22 protein-coding genes are annotated in these 20752 nt (G+C 64.5%); 12 read left to right on the plus strand and 10 right to left on the minus strand.

The genetic code is table 11. From position 1 onward, the window contains the following. Window positions 1-119: 119 nt before the first annotated feature. From ubiE to BVH03_RS13300, 10 genes are all read left to right on the plus strand, one after another. Entirely contained in the window at window positions 120-890 is a 771-nt protein-coding gene (ubiE, locus tag BVH03_RS13255; RefSeq protein ID WP_027908587.1) for a bifunctional demethylmenaquinone methyltransferase/2-methoxy-6-polyprenyl-1,4-benzoquinol methylase UbiE, read from the plus strand. After that, a complete protein-coding gene (locus BVH03_RS13260; protein ID WP_075961611.1) occupies window positions 890-1507 on the plus strand; it encodes an SCP2 domain-containing protein in 618 nt (205 codons plus the stop codon). The genes ubiE and BVH03_RS13260 overlap by 1 nt, the downstream gene beginning before the upstream one ends. Next, window positions 1504-3111 carry a ubiquinone biosynthesis regulatory protein kinase UbiB gene (gene ubiB, locus BVH03_RS13265; RefSeq protein WP_075961612.1) on the plus strand — a complete coding sequence of 536 codons (1608 nt, stop codon included), beginning with the start codon at window positions 1504-1506 and terminating at the stop codon, window positions 3109-3111. Before BVH03_RS13260 ends, ubiB begins: the two co-directional genes overlap by 4 nt. 52 nt (window positions 3112-3163) lie before the next feature. After that, a complete protein-coding gene (gene hisI / locus BVH03_RS13270; protein ID WP_075961613.1) occupies window positions 3164-3565 on the plus strand; it encodes a phosphoribosyl-AMP cyclohydrolase in 402 nt (133 codons plus the stop codon). After that, window positions 3558-3893, plus strand: a complete 336-nt coding sequence (locus BVH03_RS13275) for a phosphoribosyl-ATP diphosphatase (RefSeq protein ID WP_075961614.1) — start codon at window positions 3558-3560, stop codon at window positions 3891-3893. Before hisI ends, BVH03_RS13275 begins: the two co-directional genes overlap by 8 nt. A 24-nt stretch (window positions 3894-3917) precedes the next feature. Beyond that, on the plus strand, window positions 3918-4193 hold the full coding sequence (locus BVH03_RS13280; RefSeq protein WP_075961615.1) for a twin-arginine translocase TatA/TatE family subunit: 276 nt from the start codon (window positions 3918-3920) through the stop codon (window positions 4191-4193). An 8-nt stretch (window positions 4194-4201) separates the two neighbouring features. After that, window positions 4202-4606, plus strand: coding sequence for a Sec-independent protein translocase protein TatB (gene tatB / locus BVH03_RS13285; RefSeq protein WP_075961616.1), 405 nt, complete (start codon window positions 4202-4204; stop codon window positions 4604-4606). Beyond that, a complete protein-coding gene (gene tatC / locus BVH03_RS13290; protein WP_075961617.1) occupies window positions 4603-5397 on the plus strand; it encodes a twin-arginine translocase subunit TatC in 795 nt (264 codons plus the stop codon). Before tatB ends, tatC begins: the two co-directional genes overlap by 4 nt. After that, the gene (locus tag BVH03_RS13295; protein ID WP_075961618.1) at window positions 5394-6101 is read left to right on the plus strand and encodes a 16S rRNA (uracil(1498)-N(3))-methyltransferase; all 708 of its coding nucleotides are present in this window, start codon (window positions 5394-5396) and stop codon (window positions 6099-6101) included. Before tatC ends, BVH03_RS13295 begins: the two co-directional genes overlap by 4 nt. Window positions 6102-6346: 245 nt before the next feature. Further along, window positions 6347-7240 carry an acyltransferase gene (locus BVH03_RS13300; protein WP_075961619.1) on the plus strand — a complete coding sequence of 298 codons (894 nt, stop codon included), beginning with the start codon at window positions 6347-6349 and terminating at the stop codon, window positions 7238-7240. Between the two features lie 183 nt (window positions 7241-7423). Here BVH03_RS13300 and BVH03_RS13305 read toward each other — a convergent pair whose 3' ends face one another. From BVH03_RS13305 to BVH03_RS13350, 10 genes are all read right to left on the minus strand, one after another. Further along, complete coding sequence (locus BVH03_RS13305) at window positions 7424-7858, minus strand: VOC family protein (protein WP_075961620.1); 435 nt, start codon at window positions 7856-7858, stop codon at window positions 7424-7426. A 108-nt stretch (window positions 7859-7966) separates the two neighbouring features. Then, window positions 7967-9166 carry a formaldehyde dehydrogenase, glutathione-independent gene (fdhA, locus tag BVH03_RS13310; protein WP_075961621.1) on the minus strand — a complete coding sequence of 400 codons (1200 nt, stop codon included), beginning with the start codon at window positions 9164-9166 and terminating at the stop codon, window positions 7967-7969. A 217-nt stretch (window positions 9167-9383) separates the two neighbouring features. Beyond that, entirely contained in the window at window positions 9384-10241 is an 858-nt protein-coding gene (purU, locus tag BVH03_RS13315; protein WP_075961622.1) for a formyltetrahydrofolate deformylase, read from the minus strand. A 204-nt stretch (window positions 10242-10445) separates the two neighbouring features. Further along, the gene (locus tag BVH03_RS13320; RefSeq protein ID WP_075961623.1) at window positions 10446-11075 is read right to left on the minus strand and encodes a sarcosine oxidase subunit gamma; all 630 of its coding nucleotides are present in this window, start codon (window positions 11073-11075) and stop codon (window positions 10446-10448) included. Next, entirely contained in the window at window positions 11068-14100 is a 3033-nt protein-coding gene (locus BVH03_RS13325) for a sarcosine oxidase subunit alpha (RefSeq protein WP_075961624.1), read from the minus strand. Before BVH03_RS13325 ends, BVH03_RS13320 begins: the two co-directional genes overlap by 8 nt. After that, window positions 14097-14423 (minus strand): sarcosine oxidase subunit delta, encoded by a 327-nt coding sequence (locus BVH03_RS13330; RefSeq protein WP_075961625.1) that lies wholly within the window; start codon window positions 14421-14423, stop codon window positions 14097-14099. The genes BVH03_RS13325 and BVH03_RS13330 overlap by 4 nt, the downstream gene beginning before the upstream one ends. 55 nt (window positions 14424-14478) lie before the next feature. Next, on the minus strand, window positions 14479-15729 hold the full coding sequence (locus BVH03_RS13335) for a sarcosine oxidase subunit beta family protein (RefSeq protein ID WP_075961626.1): 1251 nt from the start codon (window positions 15727-15729) through the stop codon (window positions 14479-14481). 129 nt (window positions 15730-15858) lie between these two features. After that, window positions 15859-17112, minus strand: coding sequence for a serine hydroxymethyltransferase (gene glyA / locus BVH03_RS13340; RefSeq protein ID WP_075961627.1), 1254 nt, complete (start codon window positions 17110-17112; stop codon window positions 15859-15861). Between the two features lie 330 nt (window positions 17113-17442). Continuing rightward, on the minus strand, window positions 17443-18183 hold the full coding sequence (locus tag BVH03_RS13345) for a TraX family protein (protein ID WP_075961628.1): 741 nt from the start codon (window positions 18181-18183) through the stop codon (window positions 17443-17445). A gap of 101 nt (window positions 18184-18284) precedes the next feature. Next, complete coding sequence (locus tag BVH03_RS13350; protein WP_075929735.1) at window positions 18285-18584, minus strand: hypothetical protein; 300 nt, start codon at window positions 18582-18584, stop codon at window positions 18285-18287. A gap of 212 nt (window positions 18585-18796) precedes the next feature. Between BVH03_RS13350 and BVH03_RS13355 the strand changes: the two genes are divergently transcribed. Next, complete coding sequence (locus BVH03_RS13355; protein ID WP_075961629.1) at window positions 18797-19837, plus strand: low specificity L-threonine aldolase; 1041 nt, start codon at window positions 18797-18799, stop codon at window positions 19835-19837. Window positions 19838-20112: 275 nt separating this feature from the next. After that, window positions 20113-20649, plus strand: a complete 537-nt coding sequence (locus BVH03_RS13365; RefSeq protein ID WP_075961631.1) for a PAAR domain-containing protein — start codon at window positions 20113-20115, stop codon at window positions 20647-20649. Window positions 20650-20752: the final 103 nt, after the last annotated feature.

A 20752-nucleotide genomic window follows, 5' to 3' on the forward strand; every position in this document is an offset into this window, starting at 1 on the left:
GGCATGCTGCGATGAGACGCGTCCGGCGCTGTCCCATGATCACGGTCACGCCATGTGGGGCTCCAAGCCCGCACACTGAGCAGACGCCAAAGCCTCCCGGACTTCAGGAAAAGGGCCACATGAACGATCCGCGCAAGAACGACAGCAGCGAACCCACCACCCACTTCGGTTTCCAGGACGTTCCGGAAAGCCGCAAGGCGGAAAAGGTCGCCGAGGTGTTCCATTCGGTGGCGGCCAAGTACGACCTGATGAACGACCTGCTCTCCGGCGGCATGCACCGCCTGTGGAAGCGTTTCACCATCGAGCTGTCCGGCGTGCGCAGCGGCAATCGGGTGCTCGATATCGCGGGCGGCACCGGTGACCTGGCCCGCCAGTTCTCGCGCATCGTCGGCGAGACCGGCGAGGTCGTGCTGGCCGACATCAACGCCTCGATGCTCAAGGTTGGTCGTGACCGTCTGCTCGACCGCGGCGTGTCCGGCAACATTTCCTTCGTACAGGCCGATGCCGAAAAGCTGCCCTTCCCGGACAACCATTTCGACTGCGTGACCATCGCCTTCGGCCTGCGCAACGTCACCCACAAGGACGCGGCCATCGCCTCCATGCTGCGCGTGCTCAAGCCAGGCGGCCGCCTGCTGGTGCTGGAATTCTCCAAGCCCAAGAGCAGCCTGCTGTCCAAGGTCTACGACACCTATTCGTTCAACTTCATGCCGCTGGTGGGCAAGCTGGTCACCAACGACGCCGACAGCTACCGCTACCTGGCCGAGTCGATCCGCATGCACCCGGATCAGGACACCCTCAAGGCGATGATGCTGGACGCCGGCTTCGACCGCGTGACCTACCACAACATGACCGGCGGCATCGTCGCCCTGCACCGCGGTATCAAGCCCTGATGCTCACCCAGGCCTTGCTGGCGGCCGTCGAGCGCGGCCTCAACCGCGTGCTCGAGCTGGACAGCACCGCCCTGCCGCGCCTGGCCAGGCTCAATGGCCGGGTGATCGCGGTGCAGTCCCAGTCGCCGGCACTGCAGATATTCATCCTCGCCGACGGCCAAGGGCTGCGCCTGGCCGGGCAATGGGCCGGCGCGGTGGACTGCACCCTGCGTGCGCCCGCCAGCGCCCTGCTGCGCCTGGCCCTGGCCCGGGACAAGCAGGCCGTGCTGCACGAGCCCGAGGTCGAACTCGATGGTGACAGCGGCGCGCTGATGGAGCTGGCCGGCGTGTTGCAGGACCTGGACCTGGACTGGGAATACGAGCTGTCGCGCTGGCTCGGCCCGGTGCCCACCGCGCTGCTGGCCGGGCACCTGCGCAGCCGCGCGGGCTGGACGCGGGAGAACCTGCACAGCCTGCAACTGAGTCTGGCCGACTACCTCAGCGAGGAATCGCGCACCTTGGTCGGCCGCCGTGAAGCCGATGCCCGCTGCGCCGAACTCGATGACCTGAAACTTTCCCTCGACCGTCTCGACGCGCGCATCGAGCGCCTCGCCCAACGCCATAAGCCCATCGCATGAAGCTGCTTGCCGTTCGTCGTCTGTTGCGCATCCTCTACGTGGTCATCCGCTACCGCCTCGATGACCTGCTGTTCGCCCTGCCGCTGCCCTTCTGGCTGCGCGCGCCACGCTTCCTGCTGCCATGGCGCTGGGTGCCGCGTGGCAAGTCGTCGCGCAGCCGTGGTGAGAGCCTGCGCTTGGCGCTGGAGGAGCTGGGGCCGATCTTCATCAAGTTCGGCCAGTTGCTGTCCACCCGCCGCGATCTGCTGCCGCCGGATATCGCCGACGAGCTGGCGCACCTGCAGGACCGCGTACCGCCGTTCGACCCGGCCAAGTCCCTGGCGCTGATCGAAGAGCAGCTCGGCGTGCCGGTAAGCGTGGCGTTCGCCCGTTTCGACACCGCGCCACTGGCCTCGGCCTCGGTGGCCCAGGTGCACGCCGCGCAGTTGAAAAGCGGCGAGGAAGTGGTGGTCAAGGTGGTGCGCCCCGGCCTCAAGCCGGTGATCAAGGCCGACATGGCCTGGCTGTTCCTGCTCGCCAAGATGGCCGAGCGCGCCTCGGCCGAAGCCCGCCGCCTGCACCCGGTGGATGTGGTCAGCGACTACGAGAAGACCATCTACGACGAGCTCGACCTGCTGCGCGAGGCGGCCAACGCCAGCCAGCTGCGGCGCAATTTCGAGGATTCCGGCCTGCTCTACGTGCCCCAGGTGTACTGGGACTGGTGCCGTCCCAAGGTGCTGGTGATGGAGCGCATCTACGGCATTCCGGTCAACGACATGGCAACCCTGGCCGACCAGCGCACCGACATGAAACTGCTGGCCGAGCGTGGCGTGGAGATCTTCTTCACCCAGGTGTTCACCCACAGCTTCTTCCACGCCGACATGCACCCAGGCAACATTTTCGTCAGCACCCGCACGCCGTGGAACCCGCAATACATCGCCATCGACTGCGGCATCATCGGCAGCCTCACCCCCGAGGATCAGGACTACCTGGCGCGCAACCTGGTGGCCTTCTTCAAGCGTGACTACCGCAAGGTGGCGCAGCTGCACATCGATTCGGGCTGGGTGCCGCAGGAAACTCAGGTCAACGACTTCGAGGCGGCAATCCGCACCGTCTGCGAGCCGATCTTCGAGCGCCCGCTCAAGGACATTTCCTTTGGCCTGCTGCTGATGCGCCTGTTCCAGACCGCACGGCGCTTCAACATGGAAATCCAACCGCAACTGGTGCTGCTGCAGAAGACCCTGCTGAACATCGAGGGCCTGGGCCGCCAGCTGTACCCCGACCTGGACCTGTGGACCACCGCCCAGCCGTTTCTGGAGCGCTGGATGCGCGAGCGCGTCAGCCCACGCAACGTCATGCACAACCTGCAGAGCCAGGTCGAGCAGTTGCCGCACCTGGCCAACATGACCCGCAGCCTGCTCGAGCGCATGGCCCAGCCCCACGCCAACGACCCACCGCCGCCGTGGCGCGAGCGCGACGGCTGGGCGGTGCGGCTGATCGGCGCAGCGCTGATCGGCGGCGGCGCGGTTACCGCCCTCGGCCTGGGTAGCCTGAGCGAACCCGCCACGGCCTGGCCGGCCTGGCTGATGAGCGCCAGTGGTCTGTACCTGGTCTTGCGCCGATAGCCAGCCCGCGCCTCGGCTGGCACACTTGGCTTCGATTGAAGATGGAAACGCAATGAACGACTGGCTAGATGCAATCAAGTGGGACGAGAACGGTCTGATCCCGGCCATCGCCCAGGACTACCAGACCGGGCGCATCCTGATGATGGCCTGGATGAACCGCGAAGCCCTGGCGCTGACCGCCAGCGAACAGCGCGCCATTTATTGGTCACGTTCGCGCGGCAAGCTGTGGCGCAAGGGCGAGGAGTCCGGCCATGTGCAGAAACTCCACGAACTGCGCCTGGACTGCGACGCCGACGTGATCGTACTGATGGTCGAGCAGTTGGGCGGCATCGCCTGCCACACCGGCCGCGAGAGCTGCTTTTATCGGGTGTTCGAGAACGGTGCATGGAAAACCGTCGAGGCGGTGCTGAAAGATCCACACACCATCTATTCGCCGGAGCACCGTCATGACTGATACCCTCAAGCGCCTGGCCGAGGTGCTGGAGTCGCGCAAGGGCGCGGCGCCGGACAGCTCGTACGTGGCCAGCCTGTACCACAAGGGTCTGAACAAGATTCTGGAGAAGGTCGGCGAAGAGTCGGTGGAAACCATTCTTGCCGCCAAGGATGCTGCCAGCAGCGGCGACTGCAGCGACCTGATCTACGAAACCGCCGACCTGTGGTTCCACAGCCTGGTCATGCTGGCCGCGCTGGATCAGCACCCGCAGGCGGTGCTGGACGAACTGGATCGCCGTTTCGGCCTGTCGGGGCACGCGGAAAAAGCCGCGCGCAGCGACACTCAATAAAGACGCTGACGAGGATAACGAGACATGGGCATTTTCGACTGGAAACACTGGGTCGTCATTCTGATCGTCGTGGTGCTGGTGTTCGGTACCAAGAAACTCAAGAACCTGGGTTCCGACCTCGGTGAAACCATCAAGGGTTTCCGCAAGGCGATGAACGAGGAAGACGGCAAGCCGGCCGAGCCGCACGCGCATCAGCCGCAGCAACCGCAACAGCCTTACCAGCAACAAGCACCGCTGAACCAGCCGCACACCGTTGAAGGCCAGGCCAGCAAGGTCGAAGAACCGCTGCGCAAAGACTGAGGCAAAGCATGTTCGGTATCAGTTTCAGCGAGCTGCTGCTGGTCGGGCTGATTGCCCTGTTGGTGCTCGGCCCCGAGCGCCTGCCAGGTGCAGCGCGCACCGCCGGGTTATGGATCGGGCGCATCAAGCGCAGCTTCAATGCGATCAAGTCGGAAGTCGAGCGCGAGATCGGTGCTGACGAGATCCGCCGACAACTGCATAACGAACGCATCCTCGAACTGGAGCGCGAGATGCAGGCGGTCAAGAACGACATCCTGCCGCCAGCGCCCCAGGCCAGCGTGCCGCCGCCTGCCATGCAACCGAGCACCGCTGCCGAGCCCGCTGCGCAAGCGCCGGTGGAGCCCGCGCCAGCGCCTGCAACACCGCCCGCCCCGGCGCCCGTCGCCAGCCAGGACAAGACGCCGCAACCATGAGTCGACTGCCCGACCACGATCAGGAAATGCCGCTGGTTTCCCACCTTGCCGAACTGCGCACCCGCCTGCTGCGCTGCGTGGCGGCGATCTTCCTGATTTTCGCCTGCCTGTTCTACTTCGCGCAGAAGATCTACACGCTGGTGTCGGCCCCGCTGCGCCAGTACCTGCCCGAAGGCGCGACGATGATCGCCACCGACGTGGCCTCGCCGTTCCTCACGCCCTTCAAGCTGACCATGATCGTCGCGGTATTCCTGGCCATGCCGGTGATCCTGCACCAGGTGTGGGGCTTCATCGCCCCGGGGCTGTACAAGCACGAGAAGCGCGTCGCCATTCCGCTGCTGATCTCCAGCATCATCCTGTTCTACGCCGGCATGGCCTTCGCCTATTTCCTGGTGTTCCCGATCATCTTCCACTTCTTCGCCAGCGTGACGCCCGAAGGCGTGTCGATGATGACCGACATCGCCAGCTACCTCGACTTCGTGATGACGCTGTTCTTCGCCTTCGGCGTCGCCTTCGAGATCCCGGTGGCGGTGGTGCTGCTGATCTGGATCGGCATCGTCGACGTCGAATACCTGCGCAAGATCCGCCCCTACGTGATCATCGGCTGCTTCGTGGTCGGCATGATCCTCACCCCGCCGGACATCTTCTCGCAGACCCTGCTCGCCGTACCGATGTGGCTGCTGTTCGAGCTGGGCATCCTGGCCGGCAGCCTGATCCGCACGCGCCGCGGCCAGCCCGATGAAGAAGACGAAAACGCACCGACCGACCAGCCGCCCAGCGTCCAGCCATGAACCTGCTGCTGCTCGAGGACGGTGACTTCATCGCCGCCGACCGGGTGCGCCTGAGCGGCCGCCGCCTCACCCATCTCAATGAAGTGCACCGTGCCGAGAACGGCGATACCTTGCGTGTCGGCCGCCTTGGCGGGCAGACGGGTCGTGGCCAGCTGTTGCAGCTCGACGGGGCGAGCGCGGAACTTCAGGTCGCCTTCGACCAGCCGCCACCGGCCAAACTGCCGATCACCCTGCTGCTCGCCCTGCCGCGCCCGAAGATGCTCAAGCGCGTGCTGCAGAGCGTCAGCGCCATGGGCGTGCCGCGGCTGGTGCTGCTCAACAGTTACCGGGTGGAAAAGAGCTTCTGGCAGACACCCTTTCTGCAGCCGGAAGCGATTCGCGAACAGTTGATCCTGGGCCTGGAGCAGGCCCGCGACACCGTACTGCCCGAGGTGATCATCGAGAAGCGCTTCAAGCCCTTCGTCGAGGATCGCCTGCCGCAGCTGGCCGCCGGCACGCTGGGCCTGACCGGGCACCCCGGCGACTACCCGGCCTGCCCGCGCGCCGTCGAGCAAGCGGTAACCCTGGCCATCGGCCCGGAAGGCGGCTGGATTCCCTACGAAGTGGACAAGCTGGCCGAGGCGGGCTTGCAGCCGGTGCAACTGGGTGAGCGGATCTTGCGGGTGGAAACGGCCGTTACCGCCCTATTGGCCAGGTTGTTCTGAGCGGTGCACGAGGGCGGCTTAGTGGCGGGAGCGGACATCGGCGGGGTATTTGTGGGAGCGGGCCATGCCCGCGATTTTTCGCGCGCATGGCGCGCTCCCACAGTGGATCGGCGAACGGCCGCTTCTGCCTTACCAAAACCATCGCTTAGCAGCAGGACATCCGGTAACGCCTTGCCCTGAGCAACGGTTTGGCGCCAGCATGCGGTCTGCCTATGATGAACACCTCGTGCCCTCAAGGAACTGTCATGCGCCGTCTGCTCACCGGCATCACCGTCACCCTTCTGCTGCTGCTCAACACCCTGATCCTGATCGGGCCGATGATGCTCATTGCCCTGGGCAAGTTCGTGCTGCCCGGCAAGGCGCCGAAGGCCGCTTGCTCGCGCCAGGTGATGCATATCGCCGAGGCCTGGGCCGAGAACTGCAAGCGCATCTTCGCCGCGCTCACCCCCACCCGGTGGGACATCCGCGGCAACGCCGAGCTGCGCCAGGACACCTCCTACCTGGTCATCAGCAACCACCAGTCGTGGGTCGACATTCCCGCCCTGGTGCAGGCCTTCAACCGCAGGACGCCCTACTTCAAGTTCTTTCTCAAGCAACAATTGATCTGGGTGCCGTTTCTCGGCCTGGCCTTCTGGGCGCTGGATTACCCGTTCATGAAGCGCTACAGCAAGGCCAAGCTGGAGAAGTACCCGCACCTCAAGGGCCAGGACCTGGAGATCACCCGCCGCGCCTGCGAGAAATTCCGGGATCTGCCGGTCACCGTGGTCAATTACCTGGAAGGCACGCGCTTCACCCCCGCCAAGCAGGCTCAGCAGGGCTCGCCCTACCAGCACCTGCTCAAGCCCAAGGCCGGCGGCGTGGCCTTCGTGCTCGCTGCCCTGGGCGAGCAGCTGGACGCGATTCTCGACGTCACCATCGTCTATGCCGAGGACACCCCGCCGGGGTTCTGGAAGCTGATCAGCGGCCAGGTACCAAAGGTCATCATGGATATCCGCACGCGGCCGCTGGCCCCTGCGTTGTGGCAGGGCGACTATCAGAACGACCCGGAATTCCGCCTGTACGTGCAGGACTGGGTCAGCGGCTTGTGGGAGGAGAAGGATGCGCTGATCACCCGGCTGAAGCAGGAAGCCAAGGGCTGAGCCTGTCTATGATCTCTCAGCCCAGGCTCGGTCATGTTGGCAACAACGTGGCGGGAGCGGTCACCCGCGCAGTATCTGTGGGAGCGGGCCATGGCGCGCTCCCACAATGGATCGGTTACGGCCGCTTTTGCGTTGTCCCTGCCGCTTCAGACACATAAAGATCGTAAACAGGAGACGACTGCGTCAGTCCGGCAGGGTCATATGGCCGGCCTCGTCGAGCGGCGCGAAAGGGTTGTGCGCCAACTCCCAGAGGTGGCCGTCCGGATCGGCGAAGTACCCTGAATAGCCACCCCAGAACACTTTCTCCGGCGCCTTGACCTGCCGCGCTCCCGAGGCGACAGCGAGCGCCATGGCGGCGTCGACGGCCTCGGGACTTTGCAGATTGTGCGCCAGGGTGATGCCGGAAAAGCCTGCAGCACCGGCTTCGGGCAGGTTGGCGTCCTTGGCCAGCTCATCGCGTGAGAACAGCCCCAGGGCAAGGCCTTTGAGCTTGATGAAGACGATCTGCTCCTGGGACGCGGACGAGCGCGCCCAGCCCAGGCGCTCGTAGAAGGCGGCGCTGGCCTGTACATCGGCAACGCCTAGGGTGATCAGGGAAATCCGTCGGTCAAGGCTCATGAGGTGCTCCTGCAGGTCGAGCCTGACAGGGTAGCAGCGGCGGCGACCACAGGAGGAAAAAGGAAGGGCGGAGCAAAAGCGGAGCCCCTGGGGCTCCGCTTGCTTGCATCAGGCTGCGCTGAAGGTCTTGTGCGGGTCGATGACGAATTTCTTCGGCACGCCGGCATCGAACTCGCCGTAACCGCGCGGCGCGTCGTCCAGGCTGATCACCTGCACGCCAACCACTTCGGCGATGTTGATGCGATCCCACATGATGGCTTGCATCAGGGCGCGGTTGTACTTCATCACCGGGGTCTGGCCGGTGTGGAAGCTGTGCGACTTGGCCCAGCCCAAGCCGAAGCGGATGCTCAGGCTGCCGATCTTCGCGGCGGCGTCCACCGCGCCCGGGTCTTCGGTGACGTAAAGGCCGGGGATACCGATCTTGCCGGCGACCCGAACCACGCCCATCAACGAGTTGAGCACCGTGGCCGGCGCCTCGTGCTGGGCACCGGCATGGCCATGACCGCGGGCTTCGAAACCCACCGCATCGACCGCGCAATCCACTTCCGGCTCGCCGAGCAGGTCGGCGATCTGCTCATGCAGCGGGGTGTCCTTGGACAGGTCGGCGATCTCGAAACCCTGGGCCTTGGCGTGAGCCAGGCGCACCGGGTTGACGTCACCGACGATCACCACCGCCGCACCCAGTAGGCGCGCCGAAGCCGCCGCAGCCAGGCCGACCGGGCCGGCACCGGCGATGTACACCGTGCTGCCCGGGCCAACGCCTGCGGTCACAGCGCCGTGGTAGCCGGTCGGCAGGATGTCGGAGAGGCAGGTCAGGTCGCGGATCTTCTCCATCGCCTTGTCGCGGTTCGGCAGTTTGAGCAGGTTGAAGTCGGCATACGGCACCAGCACGTACTCGGCCTGGCCACCGGTCCAGTCGCCCATGTCCACATAACCGTAAGCGCCGCCGGCACGCGCCGGGTTGACGGTCAGGCACACGCCGGTGTGTTGTTCCTTGCAGGAACGGCAGCGGCCGCAGGCGACGTTGAACGGTACCGAAACCAGATCACCGATCTTCAGGCTTTCGACATCGCTGCCCTTCTCGATCACCTCACCGGTGATCTCGTGGCCCAGCACCAGGCCGACCTGAGCGGTGGTACGGCCACGCACCATGTGCTGGTCGGAGCCGCAGATGTTGGTGGAAACGACCTTGAGGATGACCCCGTGCTCGATCTTGCGACCGCGCGGATCCTGCATCTTCGGATAGTCGATCTTCTGGACTTCGACCTTGCCTGTGCCGAGATAGACGACACCGCGATTATCAGGCATATGAATCTCCTTTCTTCTTGTGGATGCAAGGCGCGAGGTCTTGCGATGGCGTATTGAAGCGTCTGTCTCGGCACCCGCCGGTAAGGGCAGGACGGCTACCGAGCTGTCGTGCTGACGGTGAGGGCAGCGCGAATGGTCTAGCCAGACTAGCTAGCGTAAGGCGCGGCCGCGGATGCAAAACCGACAGCCGCCGTTCTCTGTGCGGCACCGCTGGTAGTCAGAGCACCACGGTGCGATTGGCATTGAGAAATACCCGGCGCTCGAGGAAGTAACCGACCGCGCGGGCCAGGGTCAGGCATTCGATATCGCGGCCTTTTGCCACCAGGTCCTCGGGGTAGTGCGCATGATCGACGCTTTCCACCCCCTGGGTGATGATCGGCCCTTCGTCCAGGTCATTGTTGATGAAGTGCGCCGTGGCACCGACCAGTTTCACGCCCTTCTGGTACGCCTGGTGATACGGCTTGGCGCCTTTGAAACCGGGCAGCAGCGAGTGGTGGATGTTGATCGCCCGGCCGTCCAGCTTGCGGCACAGGTCGGCGGACAGCACCTGCATGTAGCGGGCAAGCACCACCAGTTCGGCGCCGGTGTCCTCGACCACCTGCATCACCCGGCGCTCCTGGGCGGGCTTGTCGTTGGGGTCGAGCGGAAAGTGGTGGTACGGGATGCCGTGCCAGTCAGCGAGCGGCTTGAGGTCCGGGTGGTTGGAGACGATGGCGGTGATGTCCATCGGCAACTGGCCGGTACGTTGGCGGTAGAGCAGGTCGTTGAGGCAGTGATCGGCCTTGGAGACCATGATCACCACCTTGGCGCGGTAGCCCGGCGGCGTCAGCTCGGTGCGCATGTCGAACGGCGCAGTGCGCTCGTTGAGGCGGGCGAGGAAGGTCGCCTCGTCGAAATCGGCCTGGGTGCGGAATTCGACGCGGATGAAGAAGCGACTGGCCAGGCGATCATCGAAGCTGTGGTGCTCGGTGACGTAGCAGCCCTGCTCGAACAGGTAGCGGGTCACCACGTCCACTGTGCCGAGCAGGCTGGGGCAGTGGGCGGTGAGAATCCAGGTGTCGGGGGTACGGCTCATGCAAGCGATTCCTCATGGTGATCGCGCCCATGCGCCGGCCGGCGGTGCACGACGGGGAGCGTTATCGGCTGCGCTTGTGCGCGGCCTTTGGGAGTGGTGATACCAAGGTAAAAGCAAAAATCAACGCGCGTCTGTGGGAGCGCGCCATGCGCGCGAATCGCGGGCGTGGCCCGCTCCCACACCGACTTAATCCTGCTCGAAACCTCAGGCCTCCACGGCCAACCCGTACTCGGCGCTGGCATCCTGCAGCCACAGCCAGAAATAGTCGGAGAAGCTGCGACGAATCAGCAGCTCCCAGGTGTCTTCGCCGGTGTGGCGAATCACCAGCTGGGATTTGGCGAACACCGTGCCGACTGCCTTGCCCACCGGGAAGTTGTTCGGGTGCACGTCGTAGCTGCTGGACTTCATCAGCAGCTCGCGCACCTTCGGCCCGGACAGCTCCAGCAGGGTTTGCCCACCGCTGACGTTGACCACCGAGATGTGCTGGCCGTCGAGGGCCTCGCGCAGCTTGCGCTCGACCTCGAGCTCGCTGCCGCCAGGTACGATCAGCAGCCATTCATCCGGGCCCAGCCATTGCAGCGAGGTGTCGCCGCTGGCTACCAGCATCAGGGCGCCTGGTAGCTCCAGGCGCAGGGCCTTGTGCACGCCGCCGGCGAAGTTGGCGTCGTCGGCATCGCCACGCAGCACCAAGTGGCCCAGCAGTTTTTTCTCGCGCAGCGTCACCCCGGCGCCGGTGCGGCCCTTGCCGGCCAGCTCGTGCAGGCCGGCGTGGTGCAGCGGCGATTGCCCGGCGATGTCGGCGGGGCGTTGCTCGTAAACATTGACGTTAGACATTCTGGCGGTCCCCTTTCGGGTCATAGAACACGGGGCTGACGATTTCGGCTTCGATCACGCTGCCATCGACCAGCGGCGCGAACACGCGCTCGCCGATGCGCTTGAGGCCGCCCCTGACCAGGGCCATGGCGAAGGAATGGCCCATTGCGGCGCTCATGTAGCTGGACGTGACGTGACCGACCATGGTCATCGGAATCGACTGCTTGGGATCGAACACCAGCTGGGCGCCTTCCGGCAGCACCTTGTTCGGATCCACCGGCTTGAGGCCGATCAGTTGCTTGCGGTTTTCCTTCAGGCAATCCTCACGGTTTATGCCGCGCCAGCCGATCCAGGAAAACGGCTTGGTGCGACCGACGCACCAGCCCATGCCCAGGTCGTCCGGGGTGACCGAACCGTCGGTGTCCTGGCCGACGATGATGAAGCCCTTCTCGGCGCGCAGCACGTGCATGGTCTCGGTGCCGTAAGGCGTCAGGCCGTGCTTCTTGCCGGCCTCGGCGATCTGCTCGAGAACGCCCAGAGCGTAATCGGCCTGCACGTTGACTTCGTAGCTCAGCTCACCGGTGAAGGAGATGCGGAACACGCGTGCCGGTACGCCAGCGACCTTACCTTCCTTCCAGGTCATGAACGGGAAGGCGTCCTTATCCAGATCGATATCGGTGACTTCTGCCAAGAGCTTGCGGCTGTTGGGGCCGGACAGGGTCAGGGTCGCCCAGTGGTCGGTGACCGAGGTGAAGTACACCTTCAGCTCCGGCCATTCGGTCTGGTGATAGATTTCCAGCCACTCCATCACGCGGGCAGCGCCGCCGGTGGTGGTGGTCATGACGAAATGGTTGTCGGCCAGACAGGCGGTGACGCCGTCGTCGAAGACCATGCCGTCTTCCTTGCACATCAGGCCGTAGCGGGCCTTGCCCACGTCCAGCTTGGTCCAGGCGTTGGTGTACACGCGATTGAGGAACTCGCGGGCATCCGGGCCCTGAATGTCGATCTTGCCCAGGGTCGAGGCATCGAGAATACCCACCGCATTGCGCACGGCCAGGCACTCGCGGGCCACGGCGGCATGCATGTCTTCGCCGTTCTTCGGGAAGTACCAAGGGCGTTTCCACTGGCCGACGTCCTCGAACTCGGCGCCCTGCTGCAGGTGCCATTTCTGCAGAGCGGTATAGCGCTTGGGCTCGAACAGCTCGCCGCAATGACGGCCGGCGATGGCGCCGAAGGTCACCGGCGTGTAGTTCGGGCGGAACATGGTGGTGCCCATCTCGGCGATGCCGATGCCTAGGGAACGGGCGGCGATGGCCAGGCCGTTGATGTTGCCCAGCTTGCCCTGGTCGGTGCCGAAACCCAGCGCGGTGTAGCGTTTGACGTGCTCGACCGACTCGAAGCCCTCGCGGGTGGCCAGCTCGATGCCGGCGGCGGTGACGTCGTTCTGCTGGTCGACGAACTGCTTCGGCGCCCGCGCGGTGTTCTTGTCGTGCGGTACCTGGAACAGCGCGATGGTCGCTTCCTCGATACGCTTCTCGGCCTTTGGCAGGGTGCCGGTAACCGGCTGGAAGCCCACTTCCGCGGCGGCCTTGGCACCGGCTTCGAAACCGTCGGCCAGGCTGTCGCCCATGCCGAACACGCCATTCACGGCACCCGCGCAATGGCGCTTCTGGAAGCCCTCCCCCGGTACGAAGGCCAGGATGTCTTCACGCCAGACCGGACGGCCGCCCAGGTGCGACGCCAGGTGCACCACCGGGCTGTAGCCGCCGGAGCTGGCGATCAGGTCGCAGTCGAGGGTCTCGCCGGGGCTGGTGACCTTGTGCTTGGCGGCGTCGATGGCGCAGATGCGCGCACCGGTGACGCGCTTGCTGCCACGCGCTTCGACCACGGCGCTGCCGGTGAGTACCCGCACGCCACGCCGGCGCGCTTCCTCGACCCAGCTGCCGCGCGGGTTGCTGCGGGCGTCGGCCACGGCCACCACCTGGCGACCGGCGTCGAGCCAGTCGAGCACCACGCGGTAGGCGTAATCATTGTTGGTCGACAGCACCAGTTTCTGGCCGGGCGCCACGCCGTAGCGGCGCACGTAGGTCGACACGGCGTCGGCCAGCATGTTGCCGGGCACGTCGTTGTTGCCATACACCAGCGGGCGCTCGTGGGCGCCGGTGGCCAGCACCACGCGACCGGCACGCACACGGTGCAGGCGCTGGCGCGGCTGGCACGCTCCGTTAATCAGGGGCGGTGCGACTTCACCGAGGTGATCGGTCAGGCGCTGGTGGATGGTCAGGAAGTTGTGGTCGTGGTAGCCGTTGACCGTGGCGAGCGGCAGCAGGGTCACGTCCGGCATGGCCTGCAGCTCGGCGATGGCCTTGGCGGCCCACTCGGCGGCGGGTTTGTCGTCGAGCATCTCGCGGGTGGAGAGCAGGCTGCCGCCAAGCTCTTCCTGCTCGTCGGCCAGGATCACCCGGGCGCCACTGCGCCCGGCAGCCAGGGCCGCCGCCAGGCCGGCGGGGCCGGAACCGACCACCAGCACGTCGCAATGCTGGTTCAGGTAGTCATAGATGTCCGGGTCGTTTTCCTTCGGCGAACGACCGAGACCGGCGGCCTTGCGGATGTATTTCTCGTAGGTCAACCACAGGTTCTGCGGGTACATGAAGGTCTTGTAGTAGAAACCGGGCGGCATCATGCCACCGCCGACCTTGCCGAGAATGCCCATCAGGTCGGTGTTGACGCTCGGCCAGCCGTTGGTGCTGGTGGCGCTCAGGTTGGCGTACAGCGCCTGTTGGGTGGCGCGCACGTTGGGGATCTGCGCCGCCTCGGTGCCGCCGATCTGCAGCACGGCATTGGGTTCTTCGGCGCCGGCAGCGACGATGCCGCGCGGGCGCGAGTACTTGAAGCTGCGGCCAACCACGTCGACGCCGTTGGCCAGCAGCGCAGCGGCCAGAGTGTCGCCGGCATACCCCTGATAGGTCTGGCCGTTGAAGCTGAAGGTCAGCGGCTGGCTGCGATCGATGCGGCCGCCCTGGGAAAGACGATTGACCTGGCTCATGCCGTTACTCCTTGGTCAGCGGCCTTTTTCGCGGCGATGCCAGCCTCAGTCACGCTGGGGCGCTCGCCGATCTTGTAGGTCTCGAGAATCTCGTAGCTCACCGTGTGACGGGTGACGTTGAAGTACTGGCGGCAGCCCGCCGCGTGAATCCACAGCTCGTGGTGGATGCCGCGCGGGTTGTCGCGGAAGAACAGGTACTCGCCCCACTCCGCGTCGGTGCAGGCGTTCGGGTCCAGTGGACGGGCGATGTGCGCCTGGCCAGCAGCGTGGAATTCTTCTTCGGAACGCAGTTCGCCACAGTGAGGGCAGAAGATGTGCAACATGTTCGGTACCTCCAGAAAACCATCGTCCCTCTCTCAGCGAGAGAGGGCGCCAAAATCAGTGGGCCACGCCGGCTGCGCCGTGCTCGTCGATCAGCGCACCGTTGTGGAAGCGCTCGATGGAGAAGGCCTTGGCCAGCGGATGCATCTCGCCCTTGGCCAGGCTGGCCGCGAACACGTTGCCCGAGCCCGGTGTGGCCTTGAAGCCACCCGTGCCCCAGCCGCAGTTGAAGTACAGGTTCTTCACTGGCGTCTTGGCGATGATCGGGCAGGCGTCCGGCGTGGTGTCGACGATGCCGCCCCACTGACGGTTCATGCGCACGCGTGAGAGCACCGGGAACATCTCGACGATGGCCTGCAGGGTGTGTTCGATGGTCGGGTAGGAGCCACGCTGGCCGTAGCCGTTGTAGCCGTCGATGCCGGCGCCGATGACCAGGTCACCCTTGTCGGACTGGCTGATGTAGCCGTGCACGGCGTTGGACATGATCACCGTGTCGATGATCGGCTTGATCGGCTCGGAAACCAGCGCCTGTAGCGGGTGCGACTCCAGCGGCAGGCGGAAACCGGCGAGTTTGGCCAGGTGCCCGGAGTTACCGGCGGCGACCACGCCGACGCGCTTGGCGCCGATGAAGCCCTTGCTGGTCTCCACACCGATCACCGCGCCGTCCTGCTTGCGGAAGCCGATCACTTCGGTCTGCTGGATCAGATCGACGCCCAGGGCGTCGGCGGCGCGGGCGAAGCCCCAGGCCACGGCGTCGTGACGGGCCACGCCGCCACGGCGCTGGAGCGAAGCGCCGAGCACCGGGTAGCGGGTGTTCTTCGAGCAATCCAGATACGGAATCATCTCCGCCACCTGCCTGGCATCGACCACTTCGCCATCGATACCGTTGAGGCGGTTGGCACTGACCCGGCGTTCGATGTCGCGCATGTCCTGCAGGGTGTGGCCGAGGTTGAACACGCCGCGCTGGGAGAACATGACGTTGTAGTTGAGGTCCTGGGACAGGCCCTCCCACAGCTTCATCGCGTGCTCGTAAAGATGCGCGGACTCGTCCCACAGGTAGTTGGAACGCACGATGGTGGTATTGCGCGCCGTGTTGCCACCGCCCAGCCAGCCCTTCTCGACCACGGCGACGTTCTTCACGCCGAATTCCTTGGCCAGGTAATAGGCGGTGGCCAGACCGTGACCGCCACCGCCGACGATGACCACGTCGTACATCGGCTTGGGCGTCGGGTTGCGCCACATGCGCTGCCAGTTCTCATGGTGGCTGAACGAGTGCTTGAACAGGCCGAAGCCGGAATAGCGCTGCATAAGGGACTCCTGAACTCTGCTTGCTGTAGGAGCACACCCGAACCGCAGGACGGATGAAACCCATCGATCAGCGATGGGTCCCGGCGTCCTAGGGCATCAAAGCGGCAGCTCCGACGTGACGACGATGCGTTAGCGATAGACCGGGTAATCGGCGCACAGACCGGCCGCCAGGCCAGCCACCTGGGCCTCGACATCGGCGTCGCCGAGGTGCTCGAGGATGTCGGCGATCCAGCCCGCCAGCTCACGGCACTGGGCTTCCTTGAAGCCGCGGGTGGTGACAGCCGGCGTACCGATGCGCAGACCCGAGGTCACGAACGGCGACTGCGGGTCGTTGGGCACGGCGTTCTTGTTGACCGTGATGCCGGCGCGGCCCAGGGCGGCGTCGGCGTCCTTGCCGGTGATGCCCTGCTTGATCAGCGAGAGCAGGAACAGGTGGTTGTCGGTGCCACCGGAGACCACGTCGAAACCACGCTCGATGAACACCGCAGCCATGGCCTGGGCATTCTTGATCACCTGGGCCTGGTAGTCCTTGAAGCCGGGCTCCAGCGCTTCCTTGAAGCACACGGCCTTGGCGGCGATCACGTGCATCAGCGGGCCGCCCTGAGCGCCCGGGAATACCGCAGCGTTGAGTTTCTTCTCGATCTCTTCGTTGGCCTTGGCGAGGATCAGCCCGCCGCGCGGGCCACGCAGGGTCTTGTGGGTGGTGGTGGTAACCACGTCGGCCAGCGGCACCGGATTCGGGTAAAGGCCGGCGGCGACCAACCCCGCGACATGCGCCATATCCACGAAAAGCAAGGCACCGACCTTGTCGGCGATGGCGCGAAAGCGCGGGAAGTCCAGGGTCTTGGAGTAGGCCGAGAAGCCGGCGACGATCATCTTCGGCTTGTGCTCTACGGCCAGGCGCTCGACTTCGTCGTAGTCGATCAGGCCGGTATCGGTGTCGATGCCGTATTGCACGGCGTTGTACAGCTTGCCCGAGGACGACACCTTGGCGCCGTGGGTCAGGTGGCCACCGTGGGCCAGGCTCATGCCCAGGATGGTGTCGCCAGGCTGCAGCAGCGCCAGGTAGACGGCCGAGTTGGCGGAAGAGCCGGAGTGCGGCTGCACGTTGGCATAGTCGGCGCCGAACAGCCGCTTGGCGCGATCGATGGCCAGCGCCTCGACCTTGTCCACATGCTCGCAACCGCCGTAGTAGCGCTTGCCCGGGTAGCCTTCGGCGTACTTGTTGGTCAGGCCGCTGCCTTGGGCTTCCATCACCCGCTTGCTGGTGTAGTTTTCCGAGGCGATCAGCTCGATGTGATGTTCCTGACGACGCTCCTCGGCCTGCATGGCACTGAGCAGGGCGTCATCGTAGCCTTGAATCTGGTCTTGCTTGCTGAACATCACGTTTCTCCCCGGGGCGCCTCGCGGCGCCGCATCTGGCTCGGTTGCTCGATATGAGTCTTGTTGCAGCGATGGTATGACTCGCCCTCGACAACCAGATGCCTATGTACGCCACGGGAGATTGCGTTTGCGACATGCCTAAGCGTCGCATTTGTACATGCCTGAACAGGCCGTTGAAAAACTACCTACGTTGCCATAGCTGCGTTAAGAACAGCCTCAAAATGCTCATTTACAGCACGTAAACTGCGCTTTCTCGGCTGTTTTTGTGGGGCCGCCCAGGCCTTGCACTGACTGCCTCGCCTACGTTTTTCAACGGCCTGTTACGCCAGCTCAGAGACTGCGCAGCGCCACCAGGACGAGAAAATGCGCGGGGTAGAACAGGTAGGCCCAGCGCCTGACCGGCGGCACCGGGAATGGCGGCTGGCGGCGCAGCAGCAATAGGCCCAGCAGCGGCGTGAACAGGCACATGGCAAGCACGCTCCAGGCGAAGGGATCGCCACGGGCCGCATCGGCATAGAACGGCGCCCAGTAATTGGCCGCCAGGCAGCCGAGCATCGGCAACAGCCACAGGCCACGGGACCCGCGCAGGGCCAGCAGAAAAGCCGCTGGCAACAACGCACCGAAGACGCCGAACATCAGCCATTGGTGAGCCAGTACGGCGGTCGCCAATGCCCCGGCGCCCAGCCAGCGCGCCTGGATGTCGGTTCGCTGCACGGCATTGGCGATCAGCAGCCCGAGCACCAGGGTCGGCATCACGTTGAGCGACTCGGCAGTCGGCACCAATAATCGATAGGGCCATTCGGAAACCAGCGAGAACAGCAGTAACCAGCCCAGATAACGAGCGGTCACACCACCGCCGGCGTTGCCTACGGTCGGTCGCGCGACGTTGGCGGCGATGGCCAGGCAAAACAATGGAAAGGCCAGGCGACCTGGCACATAGAGGAAATACAGCTCGGGCCAGGCATGGCGCAGGTGATCGATCAGCATGGTCAGCAGCGCCAGCCATTTGATCAGATCGAGGGCCGCATCACGGCCGCCGGTAAGATTCCGCGGAGGATAGAGAGAGGACATGCACTCGCATCACGCTGACGGATGAAGCATCACGGTAGAGGTTGCCAGCGCTACCGCGCAAACAAAAAGGGCGGCGCAAGAGATGCGCCACCCTTCGATGCTCACTGCAGCTTTTCGTTGCAGCTGCTCGAGGCCGTGACCAGACGCTTCTGCAGCGCCGCATCCGGCGGAACCTGCTTGCTCATCTCGGCCATTTCCGCCTCGCTGAACTCCTGGCTGACCTTGGTCGCTGCGCAATCACAGAAGGCGGTCAGCTTTTCCTGCGAGTGGCCGGACTGAGCGCCCTTCACGCATTCCTGAACGAAGGTCGACTTGGCCTCGGGTGACCAGGGCTCGGCGGCCACGGCTGGCAGGGCGAAGGCAAGCGGTGCGAACAGTGCGATCAGATGACGGTAGCTCATGGTGGGCTCCTGTAGCTGGGGATCGGCGAGTCCTTGAGTGAACTCTCAGCTTTGTGAGCCCATCGGCGCCCGTGAGTTCACAATTAATGGCGCGCCTGGGGCGTGGCTGGCCGACGGAACAATATGTCGCCCCAGCGAGTTCTATGCACCGGCACGGCGGGATACAGTACCGTCATACGCCCGCACGGGGCGACGCAAACAAGGATTTCTCAATGCCCGACAACGCCCAGCAATTCGCCAGCGACAACTACTCTGGCATCTGCCCCGAAGCCTGGCAGGCCATGGCCGAGGCCAATCAGGGTCACCAGCGCGCCTACGGTGACGACGACTGGACGGCCCGCGCCGCCGATCACTTTCGCAGCCTGTTCGAAACCGACTGTGACGTATTCTTCGCCTTCAATGGCACTGCCGCCAACTCCCTGGCCCTCGCCTCCCTGTGCCAGAGCTACCACAGTGTGATCTGCTCGGAGACCGCCCACGTCGAGACCGACGAATGCGGCGCGCCGGAGTTCTTTTCAAACGGCTCCAAACTGCTCACCGCCCGCAGCGAACAGGGCAAGCTGACGCCGGCCTCGATCCGCGAGATCGCCCTCAAGCGCAAGGACATCCATTTCCCCAAGCCGCGGGTGGTCACCCTGACCCAGGCCACCGAAGTCGGCACCGTCTACCGCCCCGAGGAAATCCAGGCGATCAGCCAGACTTGTGACGAACTGAGCCTCAACCTGCACATGGACGGCGCGCGCTTCTCCAATGCCTGCGCGTTTCTCGGCTGCACACCGGCCGAACTGACCTGGAAGGCCGGCGTCGACGTGCTGTGCTTCGGCGGCACCAAGAACGGCATGGCGGTCGGCGAAGCAATTTTGTTCTTCAACCGGGAGCTGGCCGAAGACTTCGACTATCGCTGCAAGCAAGCCGGTCAGTTGGCCTCGAAAATGCGCTACCTGTCGGCGCCCTGGGTGGGCATCCTGCAGGACGATGCCTGGCTGCACTACGCCAACCACGCCAATCACTGCGCCAAGCTGCTCGCCAAGCTGGTGCAAGACGTGCCCGGCGTCAGCCTGATGTTCCCGGTCGAAGCCAACGGCGTATTCCTGCAGATGTCCGAACCGGCCATCGCCGCCCTCACCACCCGCGGCTGGCGCTTCTACACCTTCATCGGTGCCGGCGGCGCGCGCTTCATGTGCTCCTGGGATACCGAGGAAGCACGAGTACGCCAGCTGGCTGCGGATATCCGCCAGGTAATGAAAACCTGAGCCCACTGCTCAGCTCAGCCACGGCAGTGGCTTACCGCGCCCTGCCAATCCAGGCAAGCGAGGCCCCCATAACACTGAACAGATAAATGGCCAGCAACTTAAAGCCGAATGACCACACGCCAGATTGCCCGTTGCCCCGCGACTTCGTTGAAAGCCGACGCCCGTCATGGAATATGCACGTTAACTTGGGGCAGAATTCGCTACGTTTAAACGCTATGTAAGCGGCCCGCTGGAGCGGGCTAGGTCTGTCGGATCCCATTGCAGGAAGCAAATACATGTCCAAGCCCGCAGCTCGTAAAAGCGATCAGGACTCCTGTCCACTCCCAGGACACGCCGTTAACCCAACAGTCACCGGCTCCCCCAACGTTCTGATCAATGGCCTGCCGGCGCTGCGCGTGGGCGATAGAAGTGCTTGTGGCGACACTGTAGCCGAAGGCATGAGCACCATTCTGGTCAACGGATTACCCATCGCGTTCCTCGGTAGCTCGACCAGTCATGGCGGCACAATTATTACGGGATCTGGAGATGTACTGGTTGGCAATCAGCACGTTCCCACCCCATTCACGCCCCCTACCCCGCTATCTCCCCCACCCGGAGTATTTAGCTGCCAGCTGCAGCTCTCTGCCTCCAACGGCCAACCCTATTCGTGCCTACCTTATAAGGTGATCTTGGAGGACGGTTCGACTCAGAAAGGGATTACCGATGCATCTGGCACAACCCAAACAATAAAAACATTAACGCAAATGGCCATAGCCAGTGTGCACCTGCTGCCACCGACACCCACCACCAACTGCTGCGTGAATCGCCCCTAGTTTCGTAGACACCTCCAAGCCTCATAATGAGGCCCACTAGGAGGTGCCATGAGCAACCAGCGTTACCCCGAAGAATTCAAAATCGAAGCGGTCAAGCAAGTGA

Origin of the sequence: Pseudomonas sp. PA15(2017) (assembly GCF_001945395.1) — a bacterium.
Lineage (GTDB): Bacteria > Pseudomonadota > Gammaproteobacteria > Pseudomonadales > Pseudomonadaceae > Aquipseudomonas.